The sequence below is a fragment of the Flammeovirga sp. OC4 genome (genome assembly GCF_000812565.1).
In the GTDB taxonomy this organism is placed as follows: Bacteria; Bacteroidota; Bacteroidia; order Cytophagales; family Flammeovirgaceae; genus Flammeovirga.
Genome location: NZ_JTAM01000070.1, coordinates 1 through 16,505 on the forward strand (window position 1 = coordinate 1; position 16,505 = coordinate 16,505).

The window sequence follows — 16,505 nt, forward strand, 5'->3', positions numbered from 1 at the left end:
CTCCTGATTTCTAAATACCATAAATATTCAAAAACTTAGTTTACAGCATAGTAATATTGTATTATTAAAAATAATTACTAGCTTGTAGACTATAAAAACTTAAAAGCTAAACTTATGCTCATAAAAGCATAAACTAATACTATTTATTGAAGACTTAACGATCAAAGAAGGCAGACATGATTCATCAAAACACTGGTTTTACTTGGCTTAGAACTTAAGATATGTTCTAGTTATTCATCAACAGTTGCTTCCTGTTGCCTCTTCAATATACCCTAGCTTTTTGACACATTTCAAGCCCTTGCTGAAAGGTGTACACTATAACTATTTTCTCAAAATCTACCTCAAAACTCTAACTTATGGATTATTACAATTCCAATGCGGCTATTGACTACATCAGAGAAAACGACATCGAAGACTTTAAGTTTGTCATCAAAAACCAATGGCAATTGATCTACGGTGATCATCAAAGTGCTCCCAAACTTCTTGTGGCTGTCTCTGGTGTGCCTTCTGAAAAAGAACTTTTACATCCCCAACTGATGTCAACAGAAACAGACCTTTGGCTTCCATTAAAACAACTGTATAAAAGGACCAATATCCCTTTGATTTTACTTCGGTTTGTTATCACAAAACCGGAAGTGCAAGATGTAGCTATTGTGGATTTGAAAACTTCTAAAGAGATAAGGAAAATTGCACTAGCAGATTTACCGGAATACTTTAAGAAATACGGCCTACCCATCACCAACAACGCTACAGCAAAATACCTCAATGACAAGACCTCAAGTTTTTATCATAAATGGCAAAGAAAAAACCTTGGCAGCACCATCAAAGTCACGGATATTGATTTGATAAAACTGGATGCCAACCACAAGATCTCACATATCATAGAGCTTAAAAGATCAAAGATTCATATCAGAAAATGGGCACCGTATAAAGATGACTATCCCAATTTCAAACTCATTGCGAAACTCATTCTCAACACCGGAATTAAGTTAGAATACCTTTATAACTACCATACCAAAAAGCCGGATTACATCGATGATATTAATACTGTAAAAGTTTTCAACACTCCCCTTCCTTCTTCAAAATTCGAGATTAAGGAAATTGGAATAATGAGCATGACAGAATTCATCAACTATTTAAATAAATAAGGACACCATAACGAGAATACGTTCATTTTGTATAATTTTAGGAACGTTTTCGTAGAAAAAAATGAAACATGAAGAGTAAAGCACCGAGTGAAATGATGAGCAACTTGAATATCATCAGAGATAATATTGATAAGTTGAGTAAAGTTTTCCCCGACACAGTAAAAGATGGTGAGGTGGATGTGACCTCATTACTTCATCACTTGGGTTTAGCGAATGATCATGATGATGAGGAGTTGTATAATTTCACTTGGAAAGGAAAAAAAGAGGCCATAAAATCTACTCAAGAACCTTCGGCGGGAACGCTGAGAAAAGTGAAAAACTATGGAGACAGAAATACCAAAAACTTATTTATTGAAGGCGATAACTTTGAGGTGATCAAGGTACTCCAAAAAAGTTACCAAGAGAAAATAAAACTTATCTATATCGACCCACCTTATAATACAGGGAAAGACTTTATCTATAAGGATAATTATAAAGACAACATCAAAAACTACCTTGAACATACGACTCAAAAAAACAAAAAGGGTAAACTGTCTTCTACCAATATTGACACTACAGGAAGGTATCATACCAATTGGCTGAATATGATGTATCCAAGATTGAGCATCTCAAGGAACTTACTCAAAGCAGATGGAGTGATTGCCATTCATATTGATGAACATGAGTACGCCAATCTTGAAAAAATCATGAATGAGCTTTATGGTGAAAATAATAGATTGGGTACTATTGTATGGGATAAGCGCAATCCTAAAGGGGATTCTAAAGGCATTGCCTATCAACATGAATCCATATTGCTTTACTGTAAAGACATTCATGAATTCAAAAAGAAAAATGCTTTTAAAAGAGTAAAAGAAAATGCAGGGAAAATCATAGCCAAAGCCAATGAATTAGTCAAAACCAAAGGACTTTCAACAGCGCGAAAGGAATTGAAAGTTTGGATGAGAAAACAAGATTTTAGCGGTGGAGAAAAAGCCTATCAACTCATTGATGAAAAAGGTAAAGTCTACCGTCCGGTTTCTATGGCTTGGCCCAACAAAAAACAAGCACCTGACGACTATTTTATTCCTTTGATCCACCCTGTCACAAAAAAAGCATGCCCAATTCCTGCTCGTGGTTGGAGAAACCCACCTGCTACGATGGAAAGACTTTTGAAAGACGATTTAATTTTATTTGGAGCGGATGAAACAACTCAGCCCAACCGGAAATATTTTTTGGAGGAAAATATGTATGAAAACGTTTCTTCTATGATCTATCATGGGGGCAGCGATGATGCAAAATTAAAAGAACTTGATGTCTCTTTTGATACTCCAAAAGTCGTAGACGTTTGCAAAAAAATTATTGAGCCTACCTGCCAACCTCATGATATTGTCCTCGACTTTTTTGCAGGTTCAGCCACCACTGCTCATGCTGTATTAGAGTTGAATCAAAGCGAGGAAAAGCAACTCAATTTTATCATGGTTCAGATACCAGAACCCATTGCAAAAAAACATGAGGCTTACAAAAGAGGCTACCAACTCATCTCTGATGTGGGCATAGACAGGATCAACAAAGTGCAGCAAAAAATAAGGGAGGAGGACCCCGAAAATGCGAATAAAATGGATTTAGGATTTGCCGTTTTCAAACTCGATTCCTCCAATATCAAATCATGGATTCAAAATGAAGACAACTCTATTTCCATCACACCTCAACATCTAAATGAGCACTGCACTGAAAAGGATATCATTTATGAAGTATTACTAAAGTATGGTCTTGATCTCACTCTTCCTATCAAAGAAGAAACAATAAAAGGAGAAAAAGTATTTAACGTGGGTGATGGTTTATTATTGATCTACTTTAATGCCGATCTAAAGCCCATAAAGGAGTAATTACTATACAGGGATTCAATAAAAAAGTAAAACATCAAATCCTTACACATATAATAAAGATTTGATGTTTTATTTTTACAATGGTGCATTTTCAGGGTCGTAAGTCACTGAACCCGAATTGTTCGCTACAACATCAATGATCACTGATGGTATAGGACCTGTAAATTGATTTTCGATTAATGATAGAGTGTATAGTTCAGTTAAATTACCAATTTCTGAAGGAATTGATCCTGACAATTGATTTTGATTCAAATAGACGTACTTCAATTTGGTAAGATTACCGATCTCTAAAGGAATTGTTCCGGTAAGTTGATTCCTACTTAACTCTAGAGAAACCAACTCCGTCAAATTACCTAATTCATTAGGTATTGACCCTGATAATTCATTATCTCGTAAAGCAAGAAATGTGAGTTTTCTTAACTCAAAAATTTCAAGTGGTATCTCTCCTGATAGTTGGTTCAGTGGCATGGAAAACCATTGTAATTCAGTCAAATTACCCAGTGTAGTAGGGATTGTTCCGGAGAGTTGATTAGAACCCAAAGATAAAATATTGAGCTTCGAAAGGTTACCAATCTCAGAGGGTATTTGTCCCGTGAGTTGATTCGCTCCCAACCCTAAATAAACTAATTCAGACAAGTCTCCTATCTCAGAGGGTATCTCTCCTGATAATCTGTTGAGGAATAAATTCAAGCTATCAATATTACCAGATAAATTGGTAGACACACCATACCATTCTCCAACAGGTTTATCGCTTCCCCAGTTTTCATTATTCGTCCAATTAGCTCCATTGGTAGCATTATAGAGGGTCATTAAAATTTCCCTTTCAAAAGTCAGTTCTTCACCATTGTCTTTACTTCCAATGATGATTTCATCATCAATTACATTTTCCTCTCCGATAGAAATACCGATTGTTCCTTCACCGTCTAAAGAAGCATTGATTGTGATATTGAAGAAGTCATTAGCATTTGCTTCATAAGTTTTGGAAGTGACACGCTCAACATCATTTTGAGTATAATGGATCGCTACGGTCATTGTAGAAGGGGTTCCATTCAAAGCAAAATAACCAAAACGAGATTCTGTCTGTGAATAATCTAGAGTATCTCCTCCTGTTGTAACTCTTGTAAATACATCAGGAAAACGAGTTTTAGCGTTTTCCGTATGTGTAATCTTTACTTTTACATTCGAAAGCAGGCATTCGATAGAAACATCGCTTGTTTCTCCAGCAGTAATGGATAAGTCCGATTCGCCATAATACACCGGATTATCAAAATCAGCAGATATTGCAGTCCCTGACGTGGCGATGACCTTGTATTCTCCTTGACGAAGTGTGACCGTTGCAGGCATATCGGCATAACGATCATAAGATAAAACCTCTTGGTCGTTACTTTTATCCACGATTGAAATAGCAAAATTATCAGTAGAGACAGTCTTAATTCTACCTATTGATACTACATTTTCTTGTTGGACAGAAAGATTTAAAGTAGCTGATCCATCGAGTAAAGATTCCTCACTTTTTTGGCATGAGAAAAAAGTCATTATCAAAAATGATAATAAGAATAGTTGTTTAGTTTTCATTGTAATATGAAATTGGGTGATACTACAGTTAACGTGTTAAATATAAGTCGAAAAGAGTAAATTATCATTAAAAAAATCAAAAAATACACTGATTTAGATAACTGATTTTCAATGTTATTTATAAAATTTAAAATATTAAGGAAGGCACTAAGAGGTAACACACATCAGTAACGCTTTATTTATATAATCCTCTTTTTAAAAGATCACTAAATTAACTATTTAAATAACGGGTACAACAGGAGTGAAAACTAGCTTTTAACGTTAAAAACTTACTTTTTCACTTCGTTTTCTCAGCGTTGAAAAAAATGAATAAGATATAGTAGTACAATAGTCAATAAAATTGGCAAACTTACCGTTTAGATGGAATCAATTTTCCATAATTCCAGAAATAAGTACTAAGTCAAAAATAGTAGTTCTATTTAGTGTTTTTTAAAAGTAAATAATCGCAAAACTACAAATAGAATGAGTATTCAATAATTTTGTCTTAGCACTTACATACTTATTAGATTTAAAAACAGCTCCTCTACTATGAAAAAATTGACTAAGCTACTCTTTTTACTCTTATTATTCTTCACTCAAATCTCACTTGCTCAAGATTTCAGGAAGTTTGAAACCATACCACAGTATGCCAAGCAAGCCGTACTTTCTGAAAACTTCGATGACAATAGAAATGAATGGACCATTGTAAACTACTTATCGGATGAGGTTCGTGAAAGTAAAATCAAAAAAGGGGAATATCGATTGACTTCTTACTCCAAGGATGAGATGGTAGTAGAAATCAAATCGGGTTTTGGGTATACACAGCTGAAAGATTTTGAAATTGAAACCAGTATCAAACACGAAGACTATCAAAAAAATAATGATAACGGATTGATATGGGGTATGTCGGCTGATGGTCAGAATGCTTATGGTATTGGCTTCACAAGAACAGGTTATTATACAATCCAGCAGATGACGAATGGCGTTGAACATAACCTTGTAGAGCAAACTTATTCAGACCTTCTTCACAAGGATGATTTCAACCATTTCTTAATCCGAAAAATAGGCGATTGGTATCATATCTTTATCAATAAAAAATACGTCTATTCTTTTCCTTTTCAACCACTACAACAAGATCAGGATATCACGGGTTTCTTTGCGAAAGGAACTTCAATTCGTGTGGATTACATCAGAGTTTCTAAGATCAATACAGATCAAATACAAACTTATACACAACCGACTCCAGAAGTAGCCTCACAACCTTCTAATAATAATGATGCTAGAGGATTGGTCATCACTAACCCAGTCAATACAAGTAATTATCAAAAAGCAGGTGATTATCATGCATTGATTATCGGTGTTCAAAATTACAAAGACAACTCTATCAATGATCTCCGTTTTCCACTAAGAGATGCACAAAACTTCAATGACATACTAGTACAGAAATACGGTTTTCAACCTAAAAATATCATTTTCCTTGCCGACCCTACCCGTTCGCAAGTCCTACAAGCACTCAATAAATTGAGAGAAAATGTAAAGCACGATGACAACGTTATTATCTTCTATGCTGGCCACGGTTACTATGATCAAAAAGTAAAAGAAGGCTATTGGTTGCCATCTGATGCGGTGGAAGGAGATGATTCTAATTGGCTCGCGAATGCCAACTTGAGCACCAAACTAAAAGGTATTGATGCAAAGCATATTCTATTAATTTCAGACTCTTGTTTTGGAGGAAGTATCTTCAAGCCTTCAAGAAGTGCTTTTGCTGACGCGAACCGTTCCATCACCAATTATTATGAAAAAAGAAGTAGAAAAGGCATGACGAGTGGTACGTTAAAAACTGTTCCTGACGAAAGTGTATTTGCGAAATATCTTCTTCAAAATCTGAAAGAAAATCGAGACAAGTTTTTAACTGCTTCAAAGTTGTTTTATCGTTTTAATGATGCCGTAGCCAACAATAGTGAGAATGCCCCACAGTTTGGTACGTTGCATAATGTCGGAGATGAAGGCGGGCAATTTGTCTTTATCAATACGCAAGCGAAATAAGAAAACACCATTCTTGGTAATCAATAGAAACCACCTTGATGTAAGCATTGAGGTGGTTTATTTTTTTAAGAGGATTTATGGAGGGGAAATAATTATCCAATTTGGAGAGACATTTCTATACTTCACTTTATTCTGAAAGAAACTAACCTTAATCTACCTTTTAAAAAGCTTATTTTAATTCTTAAGAATTAGGGTGATGTTTCACTATCAAACTATTATTCATAACATAAGACCTATTTGACTACATAAAACACGTTTATAATAATGAAAAACAAACAACGCAACTTCATATTACTCTTAGGTTTATTAGCCTCCTCTCTCCAATTACAAGCCCAGGAATTTTGGAAAGACAAACAAGTCTATACCGTCGGAACTGAACCTCACGCCACGACACATTATCAATTTACGGATGAACAATCAGCTTTAGAAGGTGATTATAAAGCCTCCGAATATTACAAAAGTCTTGCAGGAAACTGGAAGTTTAATTGGGTAGAAAGTGTGGCTAAAAAACCGGAGGACTTTCATTTACCTTCTTATAATGTAGAAGATTGGAAAGAAATTCCGGTGCCTTCTTGTTGGGAACGTCATGGGTATGGTACGCCCTCTCATAGAGGTATTGGAATGCTAGTGAAGAACGAGCAAATCCGTATTCCAAATGTGCCTGATTACAATCCGGTAGGGAGCTATAGAACCACTTTTGAGATTCCAGAGAATTGGGAAGAAAGACAGACAATCCTTCATTTTGATGGCGTTTCTAGTGCCTTTTATCTTTGGATCAATGGGGAAATGGTAGGCTACGATGAGGATGCGATGACAAGTTCGGTTTTCAATATCACGCCTTATCTGAAGAAAGGAAAAAACACCATGGCAGTACAAGTTTACCGATGGACAACGGGCAGTTATTTTGAATCGGGTGATACTTGGACGTTTAGCGGAATCTTTAGAAATGTCTATTTACAAAGTCGTGCAGGTGTACAGATCCGAGACTTCTATTTGACTTCAGACTTAGATGAAAACTATAAAAATGCGACGTTTAATGCCAAAATCAAGGTGTTCAATAATACAGACATCGTCGCTAAAGGACATAAAGTAAAAATTGCGTTGTATGATGCTAACGGTACTTTGATACATGAGTCGGGTGATAAAAGCCCGAAATTAGGCTGGCGAATGGGAAACTTGGGAGCTGAAAGCGTTTTGGATTATTCTACGAAGATTGAAAATCCTAAGCTATGGTCAGCGGAATACCCGAACCTTTACATAGTAGTATTGTCACTTTTAAATACAAAAGATGAAGTAGTAGAAGTGACAAGAACGGCTTTTGGTTTCCGTGAGGTGAAAATCGAAAACCTACAACTTTACGTCAATGGTAAATCAATTAAAATCAAAGGCGTAAACCGTGGTGAATCGCATCCTGAATTAGGGAAAACGTTGACTGAAGAATCCATGATTCAAGACATCAAATTGATGAAGCAAAACAACATCAACGCCGTCCGTTCGAGTCATCACCCTAACGATTCCCGTTGGTATGCATTGTGTGATCAATACGGGCTTTATGTAATGGATGAAGCATTAGAAACTCCCGATTATTTTATCAGAAATAATGGTGTACCGGGCAGTGATATCAGTTGGATGGCAACGGCATTAGACAGAGCCGTTGCCATGGTAGAACGTGCTAAAAACCATCCTTCTATTATATTTTGGTCACTAGGAAATGAATCCGGTTGGGGACAAAACTTCGCTTTATTGAGTGATTACATTCGCCGTTTTGATGCTACTCGACCGATCTCTTATGACGGTAGGGAAACAGACTGTTGGACCACCAAAGACTACTTTGATATGAACAGTTCGATGTATCCGTTTATCGAAAATACTGAAAATCTAAAGCATTGGAAGAAGTTGAGCTTTTGGGCTGAACCAAAATACAACAAGCCTTATATCATGATTGAATACGCTCATGCACAAGGCAACTCATTAGGCAACTTCACGGATTATTGGAATGTAGTCGAAGAAAATCCATCGTTTTTAGGTGGTTATATTTGGGATTGGGTCAATCAGACCTACAATGAGAAAATGTCTGATGGAAGTATTCGTCAAAGTCACAAATTAGATTATCATCCTCTGGACTCTCTTCCTGTAGATGGCGACTTCTCCCATATTCTAGAATTAGAAAACGAATGTGCAAAAGGAATTGTCTTTGCGGATCGAAGCCTAAAACCTTCCATTTACGAAGTAAAAAAAGTACAGCAATACATTTCTATCAAAGCCGATAACAGTAAGGCAAATACATTCCAAGTGACAAATAAATACGCTTTTACGAACCTTAATAATTTTGAAGGAAGCTGGACACTTCTAAAAGATGGAAAAGCCGTAAAAGAAGGAGAAATTCCTGCATTAGATTTGGCACCTGAAGCCTCAGAAACCTTCACGCTATCACTTCCAAAAATGGATAAAACAGCTGAATACGCTCTTAACTTCAGCTATAAATTAAAAGAAGCGACTAGCTGGGCAGAGGCCGGATATGAAGTAGCCAAAGAACAAATTCTCCTTCAAAAAGTATCTCCAAAAGCAGATAAAGTATCAGGAAAAATCACTTTATCAGAAAACGGAAATAAGGTGCTTCTCAATGGGAAAAACTTTACAATTCACTTCAACAAAACAACAGGAATCATTGAATCCATCTTATCCAATAATAAAGAAATTATTGCTCAAAATGGAGATGTCAAAGGACCTGAATTAAACGTCTACCGTTCATCGATTGAAAACGACAGACTGTTTGTTAAAAGCTGGGATGATGCCGATCTAAAGCAATTAAAAAGAAAAGTGGTATCCTTCCAATCTGAACAAATTTCCAAAGAAATTGCCCGTGTAAATGTAGTCCATCAATACCTTTCTGATTCTGGAAGTATTCAACATGAATGCATCTATGAAATCAGTGGTAACGGCACCATCAAAATGGATAACAAGGTCACTCCAACAGGTTTTGAAACTATGGAAACGTTACCGAGAGTCGGTCTAAAACTTGGGCTAGTAGAAGGATTTGAAAATGTAAATTGGTACGGTTTCGGTCCTCACGAAAACTATCCCGATCGTAAAGAATCCGCTCACTTAGGTACCTACAATTCAACGGCAACAGACCTCTTTGTTCCTTACGTTGTACCTCAAGAAAACGGTGCCCGTTCCGGAATACGTTGGGTAGAACTTTCATCCAAAAAGAAAACTTCCTTGAAGGTAAAATCAGACACTCCTTTTATATTTTCTGCATTACACTATGATGCGAAAGATTTGGATAAAGCCTGCCGTCCGGCTTTCCTCCAAAAGAGAAAAGAAACCATTTTGTGCATCGATGCTCAAATGCTTGGGCTTGGTAATGCAAGTTGTGGTCCGAAGCCTTTGAAGGAGTATTGGGTTCCGGTGAAGGAGTATAAGTTTCGTTTTGTGATGGAGTTGTAGGGATGTTGCATTGCAACGTCCGCCGAACCACCATAATAAAGATTAAACAAATAGTATTTAGAAATCGGGAGATTTCTGATGATCAATAGGACACGAATGACGCTAGCGCTTAACATTCGCGCCAGTGCTCCCTAGCGCAAGAGTTAAGCGACAGCGTCTCTTGTGCTTTCAAGATCTTTAGAAGTCTCTGACTTCTAACAAAAACCGCACTTTTAGATCATTAAAGGTGCGGTTTTCTTCATTTCAAAAGCATCATATAAAATAAGAACCTGCTTCATATGGTTCACGTGGACGTTACAATACAACGACCTTACAGAAAATATCTAATGTTTCTCTATCCCCTAAAAACACTCCAAAACCGGCCACAAAGTTGAACTTTTTATGCATTTACAGGGGGTAAATGTGTAACAAATACATTTCTCTCTCGGATTTAAAAATAATATGTGTTATTGCATTCATATTTAAAATACTTATTCATATTTGAAATAAACAATGCAACAAAATCCAATAATCGGTACTTTATTACATGCAGTGGGAGGCGTTTCAGCATCGACTTGTTATGTGCCTTTTCAGAAAGTAAAGCAATGGAATTGGAATTCCTATTGGCTGGTTCAGGCCGCTTTCGCTTGGTTTATTTTCCCTTTAGTGATTGGTTACATTACGGTACCTGATTTATGGGAAGTCTTCGCAGAATCGCCTTCTGAAGTGATCTTCAATGCTTTTCTTTTAGGGACGATTTATGGTTTTGGAGGCATGTGTTTTGGATATGCGATTAAAGAAATTGGGTACTCACTTACCTATACCATTTCTATTGGTATCTCTGCCATTTTGGGTACGATTGTGCCGTTAATTATGCATGGTGAATTGGTATCTAAATTCTATGAACCGGGTGGAAATATTATATATCTGGGAATGTTTATCTCTCTTATAGGTATTGCACTTTGTGGGGTTTCGGGCTATAGAAAAGAAAATGATCTTAAAGCACTAAATATTGAAACTGTCGACCAACCTTCTTTTAATATGAAGAAAGGTTTTATGCTCACTTTAATTGCCGGTGTGCTTTCGGCAGTGTTTGGTATCTCATTAGAAGTAGGTGCTCCAATTGCTGAAATCGCAGGACAACATGGGGCTGGTTATTTCGAAGGAAATGCCAATCTGATGTTATCGACAATGGGTGCTTTTGCGACGAATCTTGTTTGGTTTGTGGTGGTAGGAATTAAGCAAAAAACATTAAAAGAAATTGTAGATGTAAAAGGGCTTGGGTCAAAAACAATCGGCACCAACTTCCTAATGTCCATTCTAAGTGGTGCATTATGGTATGGACAATTCTTCTTTTACAATATGGCCCATGTGAGAATGGGTGATTTCAAATTTGCCAGCTGGGTGATTCATATGTCTATGCTCATCTTCTTCAGTTACATATTGGGTATTCTGATGAAAGAATGGTCGCAGGTGAGTAAGCGAACTTACAATACATTACTCTTTGCCTTGGGCATTCTCATCATTTCTTTCTTAACCATGACTTATGGAAGTAGCATGGGAACGGAAGCAATAGGGCATTAATAAAAGATACAATTAGACTAAAAATATTAAACTGAAATGAAAAAATTAAAAGGAATTACTTGGAACCACAGCCGTGGATTTACCTCAATAGTAGCCGTTTCACAGCGTTTTGAAGAACTATATCCTGATGTACAGATCTCTTGGGAGAAAAGATCGCTTCAAGCATTTGCTGATGAACCAATAGACCAACTGGCAGAAAGGTATGACTTCTTAATTATCGATCATCCTTGGGCCGGTTTTGCTGCCCGAACGCAAGTGATTATGCCTTTAGATACTTTGCTTCCTCAAGACTTTATGAAAGATTTGGAAGAAAATACGGTGGGTAGATCACACGAAAGTTACGCTTACAATAATCATCAATGGGCATTGGCAATTGATGCGGCAACTCCAGTTGCTTCTAGCCGTCCGGACCTTTTTGAAAAAGAAGGATTGAAGTTTCCTGAAACGTGGGATGATTTAGTGGAGTTATCGAAAACTGGAAAAGTGGCCATCCCTGGTATTCCTCAAGATACATTGATGAGTTTCTACATGGTTTGCTCTACGTTAGGTGAAAATGTGTGTGAGACAAAAGAGTATGTCGTTTCAGAAGAAATTGGATTGAAAGCACTTCAGATGCTTCGCGATTTAGGAGAAAATATTAAAGAAGAAAGTTACGATTGGAACCCTATCAAAGTTTGTGAGGCCATGACCAAAACAGACGATTATGTATACGCTCCTTTCGGATATGGATATACGAATTACTCTCGTGAAGGCTATGCTCGTGTTCCTTTAAAATACCATGATATGGTTGCCATCAACGATCAAAAACTGATCAGTACATTGGGTGGAACGGGCTTGGCTTTATCGTCAAAATGTGAAGAAAAAGAAATGGCTTCGAAGTTCTTGGAGTTTGCGGGTTCCTTGGATGTTCAGAAGGGTATTTTCTTTGACAATGGGGGTCAACCCGGACATAGAAAAGCATGGACGGATCAGAGAGTAAACAGCAAGTGCATGGATTTCTTTAGCGATACACTTCCTGCTTTGGATCGTGCATTTTTACGACCACGTTACAACGGTCACATGTATTTCCAAGACAGAGCCGGTGCACCTATTCGTGAGTTTATGATGAAGGGTGGTGACCCAAAAACGCTCTTGTCACAGTTAAATGAATTGTATATCAAATCGCTTTCTCAAAATGACTAATTCAAAACCATTAGAGGGCCTTTTGGTGTTGGAATTCTGCCAGTTTTTGGCAGGTCCTTCCGCAGGTTTGCGATTAGCAGATTTGGGGGCTCGTGTCATCAAAATTGAGCGTCCGAACCATGGAGAAGCGGGGCGTCAGATAGCCATTAAAAATTTAAGAGTAGATGGAAGCAGTTTGGTTTTCCATACCCTCAATAGAAATAAAGAATCTTATGCCGCCAATTTAAAGGATGCAGAAGATCTACAAAAAGTAAAAGAACTTATCGCCAAAGCAGATGTGATGACCCACAACTTCCGTCCGGGTGTGATGGAAAAAATTGGGTTGGATTACCCTACTGTCAAGGCGATCAACCCACAAATTGTATACGCGACTGTTACTGGTTATGGTACTGAAGGTCCTTGGTCTGCGAAACCCGGACAGGACCTTTTAGTACAGTGTATGTCGGGCTTGGCACACCTTACAGGCGATAAAAATGATGGCCCTACTCCTTTCGGATTGGCGGTCGCTGATATCATCACAGGGTCACATATGGCACAAGGGATTTTAGCAGCTTTGCTTAGAAGTGCCAAAACCAAGAAAGGTGCTTTCGTGGAAGTCAGCTTATTGGAGTCGATGTTGGATTTCCAATTTGAAGTCATCACCACTTACCTCAACGATGGAAATAAACTTCCTCAACGAGCAGAAAAAGGTTCAGGACATGCCTACCTCAGTGCTCCTTACGGTGTTTACGCTACCAAAGACAGTCATATTTCTTTGGCAATGGGTGGCTTTGAAAAACTAGTTGAATTGCTTGATACAGATCAATTGAGAGGGTACTCTGAAGAAGAAACGTTTACGAAGCGTGATGAAATCATGAATACACTTCGTGAAATACTAGCCACCAAAACAACTCAAGAATGGTTAGATATTTTTGAACCCGCTGGAATTTGGTGTTCAGCCGTTTTCGACTACGAACAACTGCTACAACATGAGGCTTATAAAGTATTGGAAATGGATCAAAAACTACCGCTTGATACAGGCGAGTTTATCCACACCACACGTTGTCCTATCCGCTTAAATGATGAGAAATTATTTGCATCAAAACCGGCTCCTAGAGTGGGTCAAGATACAGATGCGATTGCCAAAGAGTTTAACTTATAAAGACAAAAATATGCTTCCATTAAAAGATATATTAGTAGTTGATCTAAGCCAGTTTTTGTCTGCTCCATCAGCTACACTCCGATTGGCAGATCTTGGTGCTAGAGTTATCAAAGTAGAGCGCCCCGAAACAGGTGATATCTGCCGTCAGCTTTATGTTTCCAATGTAATGCTGAATGGTGAGTCTTCTGTTTTTAGAGCCATCAATAGAAATAAAGAGAGTTTTCAAGCCGATTTAAAGTCGGATATCGATAAAGAAAAAGTACTAAAGCTTATCGCAAAAGCGGATGTTTTAGTCCACAATTTCAGACCGGGAGTAATCGAACGTTTAGGATTGGATTATGATACGGTAAAAGCAATTAATCCTTCGATAGTTTACGGCGATATTTCTGGATATGGATCGGAAGGACCATGGTCAGCCAAGCCGGGACAAGATCTTTTGTTGCAATCGTTATCAGGGGTAACATGGCTGAGTGGCAATGCTGACAAAGGGCCGGTACCTATGGGGATTGCGATCGTCGATATTTTGGCGGGTGCTCACTTGGCACAAGGTCTCATCGCCTCCTTAATCAAAAGATTCAAAACCAATCAAGGAAGTAAGGTCTCAGTGAGTATGTTGGAATCGATTCTTGATTTCCAATTCGAAACCATCACCACTCATTATCACGATGGTGGCGAACCTACGGTACGAACTACAAGCAATAATGCACATGCTTATTTAGGTGCTCCTTATGGGGTTTACGCTACTAAAAACGGACATTTAGCTTTAGCCATGGGTGCCATTCCTGTATTGGGAGATTTACTGAGCTGTCCATCATTGACAAACTACCCTGAGCCTGATACATGGTTTACACAAAGAGATGAAATCAAGAATATTTTAGCCGATCATTTACTGACTGAAACCACTGAACATTGGCTTTCGATCTTAGAACCTGCCGATATCTGGTGTGCGGATGTATTGAACTGGAATACCCTTTTCAATCATGACGGTTTTAAAGCCCTCAACATGATTCAGAATGTAAAAATGGGCGATGGATTCGAGTACAAAACTACTCGTTGTCCTATTAAAATTGATGGAGAATACCTCACTTCCACATTAGGATCTCCGGCTATTGGAGAACATACGCAAGAAATTTTGAAAGAACTAAACGCTTTGGATCATGAAGGAAAAGTTGAGAATTGCTGTTCGTAAATTCGGGCCTTTTGAAAGTGCTCTCCAAAAAATTTGGGACGACTTCTGTTCACAACGTGCATGTGATGTTGAATTGGAAGCAGTACCCATGGACTTACATCCTCTTTATGATACAATTTTAAAAGAGGATGGTTTGAAAAACGGCGAATGGGACATTGCATTGATGAATACCGATTGGATTACGGAAGCTTACAGCAATAATGCGATCGCTGATTTAATGCCTTTTATGGGGAACGATTCCTCTGCTTTGGAAGAAGCATGGAGTCCTTCTCTTTTAGGAAAACAACGCTTCGGAGATACAGTAATGGGGCTTCCTTTTCATAACGGTCCTGAGTGCTTAATGTACAGAACAGACCTTTTTGAAGACCCGAAAGAACAAGAGGCTTTCAAGAAAAAATACTACAGAGCACTGACGGTTCCAAAAACATGGAACGAGCTGATGGAAGTCGCTTCTTTCTTCCACCGTCCTCAAGCAGGTTTATACGGAACAACTTTCGCAGCTTACCCTGATGGTCATAATACCGTCTTTGACTTTTGCCTTCAGTTATGGACAAGAGGTGGACAATTGATTACTGAAGATGATAAAGTGGTTCTTCATTCGAAAGCGACTGTTGAAGGCATGAAATTCTACCGTAAAGCTTTACAAAACAAGGAGGCCATTCATCCTAAATCAAGAGAATTTGATTCTGTAGAAGCTGGTTTAGCGTTCGCTAATGGTGAGTTAGCCTTAAGTGTGAACTGGTTTGGCTTTGCCGCCAACTGCGAAGTGAGTCCTGATTCTAAAGTAAAAGGCAAAGTAGATGTGGCTTACATTCCTGCCGGAGAAGGTGGCGAAGGCGTTTCTCTCAATGCCTATTGGATGTACGTGATTGGAGCAGGCAGTAAGCATCAACAATTGGCTTACGACTTTATTCAATTTGCTACTTCAGTGAAAAACGACGAGCTCTTGACTTTAGAAGGAGGCATCGGGTGTAGAGTTTCGACTTGGAGAAGTCCAAAGGTCAATCAAGAAATTCCTTATTATCATAAACTGGAAGAACTGCATCAAAACACCGAATCATTGCCTCGAATGAACAATTGGTCGCAGGTCGCAGACATCATCGATGAGTTAGTGCTGAAGGTGATCAATACAGAAGAAGACATCGAAAACATCTTAGCTACTGCACAGGTGAAAGTGGATCAGCTGGAGCTTGTGAATACATAATACATGGCTTTTATGATGGTTCGGGCGCCACAAGGCATTGTGGCTCTACACAGCAACATCTTTTCAATTTAGTATATCATTTTAATTGAACGAACACCTCCTGTAGAGACGCAATGCTTTGCGTCTCACGGACCACAACACGAACCACTTCTCTCTAAAAAAC

Annotated in this window: 10 protein-coding genes; 9 read left to right on the plus strand and 1 reads right to left on the minus strand. The window is 38.0% G+C overall.

Annotated elements, in window-relative coordinates; all coding sequences use genetic code 11:
- The first annotated feature begins 356 nt into the window (after positions 1-356).
- Positions 357-1,148, plus strand: coding sequence for a hypothetical protein (locus tag PL77_RS24300; RefSeq protein WP_044211230.1), 792 nt, complete (start codon positions 357-359; stop codon positions 1,146-1,148).
- A 68-nt stretch (positions 1,149-1,216) separates the two neighbouring features.
- Positions 1,217-3,013, plus strand: coding sequence for a site-specific DNA-methyltransferase (locus tag PL77_RS24305; protein WP_052444692.1), 1,797 nt, complete (start codon positions 1,217-1,219; stop codon positions 3,011-3,013).
- A 75-nt stretch (positions 3,014-3,088) separates the two neighbouring features.
- Here the strand turns inward: PL77_RS24305 and PL77_RS30995 are convergent, their stop codons facing one another.
- Positions 3,089-4,588: a DUF4493 domain-containing protein gene (locus tag PL77_RS30995; protein ID WP_082026715.1), complete on the minus strand. Its 1,500-nt coding sequence runs from the start codon at positions 4,586-4,588 to the stop codon at positions 3,089-3,091.
- Positions 4,589-5,116: 528 nt separating this feature from the next.
- On the opposite strand from PL77_RS30995, the gene PL77_RS24315 reads away from it, so the two are divergent.
- The 7 genes from PL77_RS24315 to PL77_RS24345 all read left to right on the plus strand — a co-directional run bounded on the left by PL77_RS24315 (position 5,117) and on the right by PL77_RS24345 (position 16,342).
- Positions 5,117-6,613: a caspase family protein gene (locus PL77_RS24315; protein WP_044211232.1), complete on the plus strand. Its 1,497-nt coding sequence runs from the start codon at positions 5,117-5,119 to the stop codon at positions 6,611-6,613.
- A gap of 264 nt (positions 6,614-6,877) precedes the next feature.
- On the plus strand, positions 6,878-10,063 hold the full coding sequence (locus PL77_RS24320; protein WP_044211233.1) for a glycoside hydrolase family 2 TIM barrel-domain containing protein: 3,186 nt from the start codon (positions 6,878-6,880) through the stop codon (positions 10,061-10,063).
- A gap of 492 nt (positions 10,064-10,555) precedes the next feature.
- Positions 10,556-11,626, plus strand: a complete 1,071-nt coding sequence (locus PL77_RS24325) for an L-rhamnose/proton symporter RhaT (protein ID WP_044211234.1) — start codon at positions 10,556-10,558, stop codon at positions 11,624-11,626.
- 36 nt (positions 11,627-11,662) lie between these two features.
- Positions 11,663-12,808 (plus strand): extracellular solute-binding protein, encoded by a 1,146-nt coding sequence (locus PL77_RS24330; protein WP_044211235.1) that lies wholly within the window; start codon positions 11,663-11,665, stop codon positions 12,806-12,808.
- Positions 12,801-13,949 (plus strand): CaiB/BaiF CoA-transferase family protein, encoded by a 1,149-nt coding sequence (locus PL77_RS24335; protein WP_044211236.1) that lies wholly within the window; start codon positions 12,801-12,803, stop codon positions 13,947-13,949. The genes PL77_RS24330 and PL77_RS24335 overlap by 8 nt, the downstream gene beginning before the upstream one ends.
- A gap of 10 nt (positions 13,950-13,959) precedes the next feature.
- A complete protein-coding gene (locus PL77_RS24340; RefSeq protein WP_044211238.1) occupies positions 13,960-15,138 on the plus strand; it encodes a CaiB/BaiF CoA-transferase family protein in 1,179 nt (392 codons plus the stop codon).
- A complete protein-coding gene (locus tag PL77_RS24345) occupies positions 15,107-16,342 on the plus strand; it encodes a sugar ABC transporter substrate-binding protein (RefSeq protein WP_044211240.1) in 1,236 nt (411 codons plus the stop codon). The genes PL77_RS24340 and PL77_RS24345 overlap by 32 nt, the downstream gene beginning before the upstream one ends.
- Positions 16,343-16,505 lie beyond the last annotated feature (163 nt).

Excerpts from the sequence above, each read along its gene's own strand:
- PL77_RS30995 (WP_082026715.1), bottom strand. The coding sequence starts at position 4,588 with ATGAAAACTAAACAACTATTCTTATTATCATTTTTGATAATGACTTTT.
- PL77_RS24315 (WP_044211232.1), top strand. The coding sequence starts at position 5,117 with ATGAAAAAATTGACTAAGCTACTCTTTTTACTCTTATTATTCTTCACT.
- PL77_RS24305 (WP_052444692.1), top strand. The coding sequence starts at position 1,217 with ATGAAGAGTAAAGCACCGAGTGAAATGATGAGCAACTTGAATATCATC.
- PL77_RS24300 (WP_044211230.1), top strand. The coding sequence starts at position 357 with ATGGATTATTACAATTCCAATGCGGCTATTGACTACATCAGAGAAAAC.
- PL77_RS24335 (WP_044211236.1), top strand. The coding sequence starts at position 12,801 with ATGACTAATTCAAAACCATTAGAGGGCCTTTTGGTGTTGGAATTCTGC.
- PL77_RS24320 (WP_044211233.1), top strand. The coding sequence starts at position 6,878 with ATGAAAAACAAACAACGCAACTTCATATTACTCTTAGGTTTATTAGCC.
- PL77_RS24325 (WP_044211234.1), top strand. The coding sequence starts at position 10,556 with ATGCAACAAAATCCAATAATCGGTACTTTATTACATGCAGTGGGAGGC.
- PL77_RS24345 (WP_044211240.1), top strand. The coding sequence starts at position 15,107 with ATGAAGGAAAAGTTGAGAATTGCTGTTCGTAAATTCGGGCCTTTTGAA.
- PL77_RS24340 (WP_044211238.1), top strand. The coding sequence starts at position 13,960 with ATGCTTCCATTAAAAGATATATTAGTAGTTGATCTAAGCCAGTTTTTG.
- PL77_RS24330 (WP_044211235.1), top strand. The coding sequence starts at position 11,663 with ATGAAAAAATTAAAAGGAATTACTTGGAACCACAGCCGTGGATTTACC.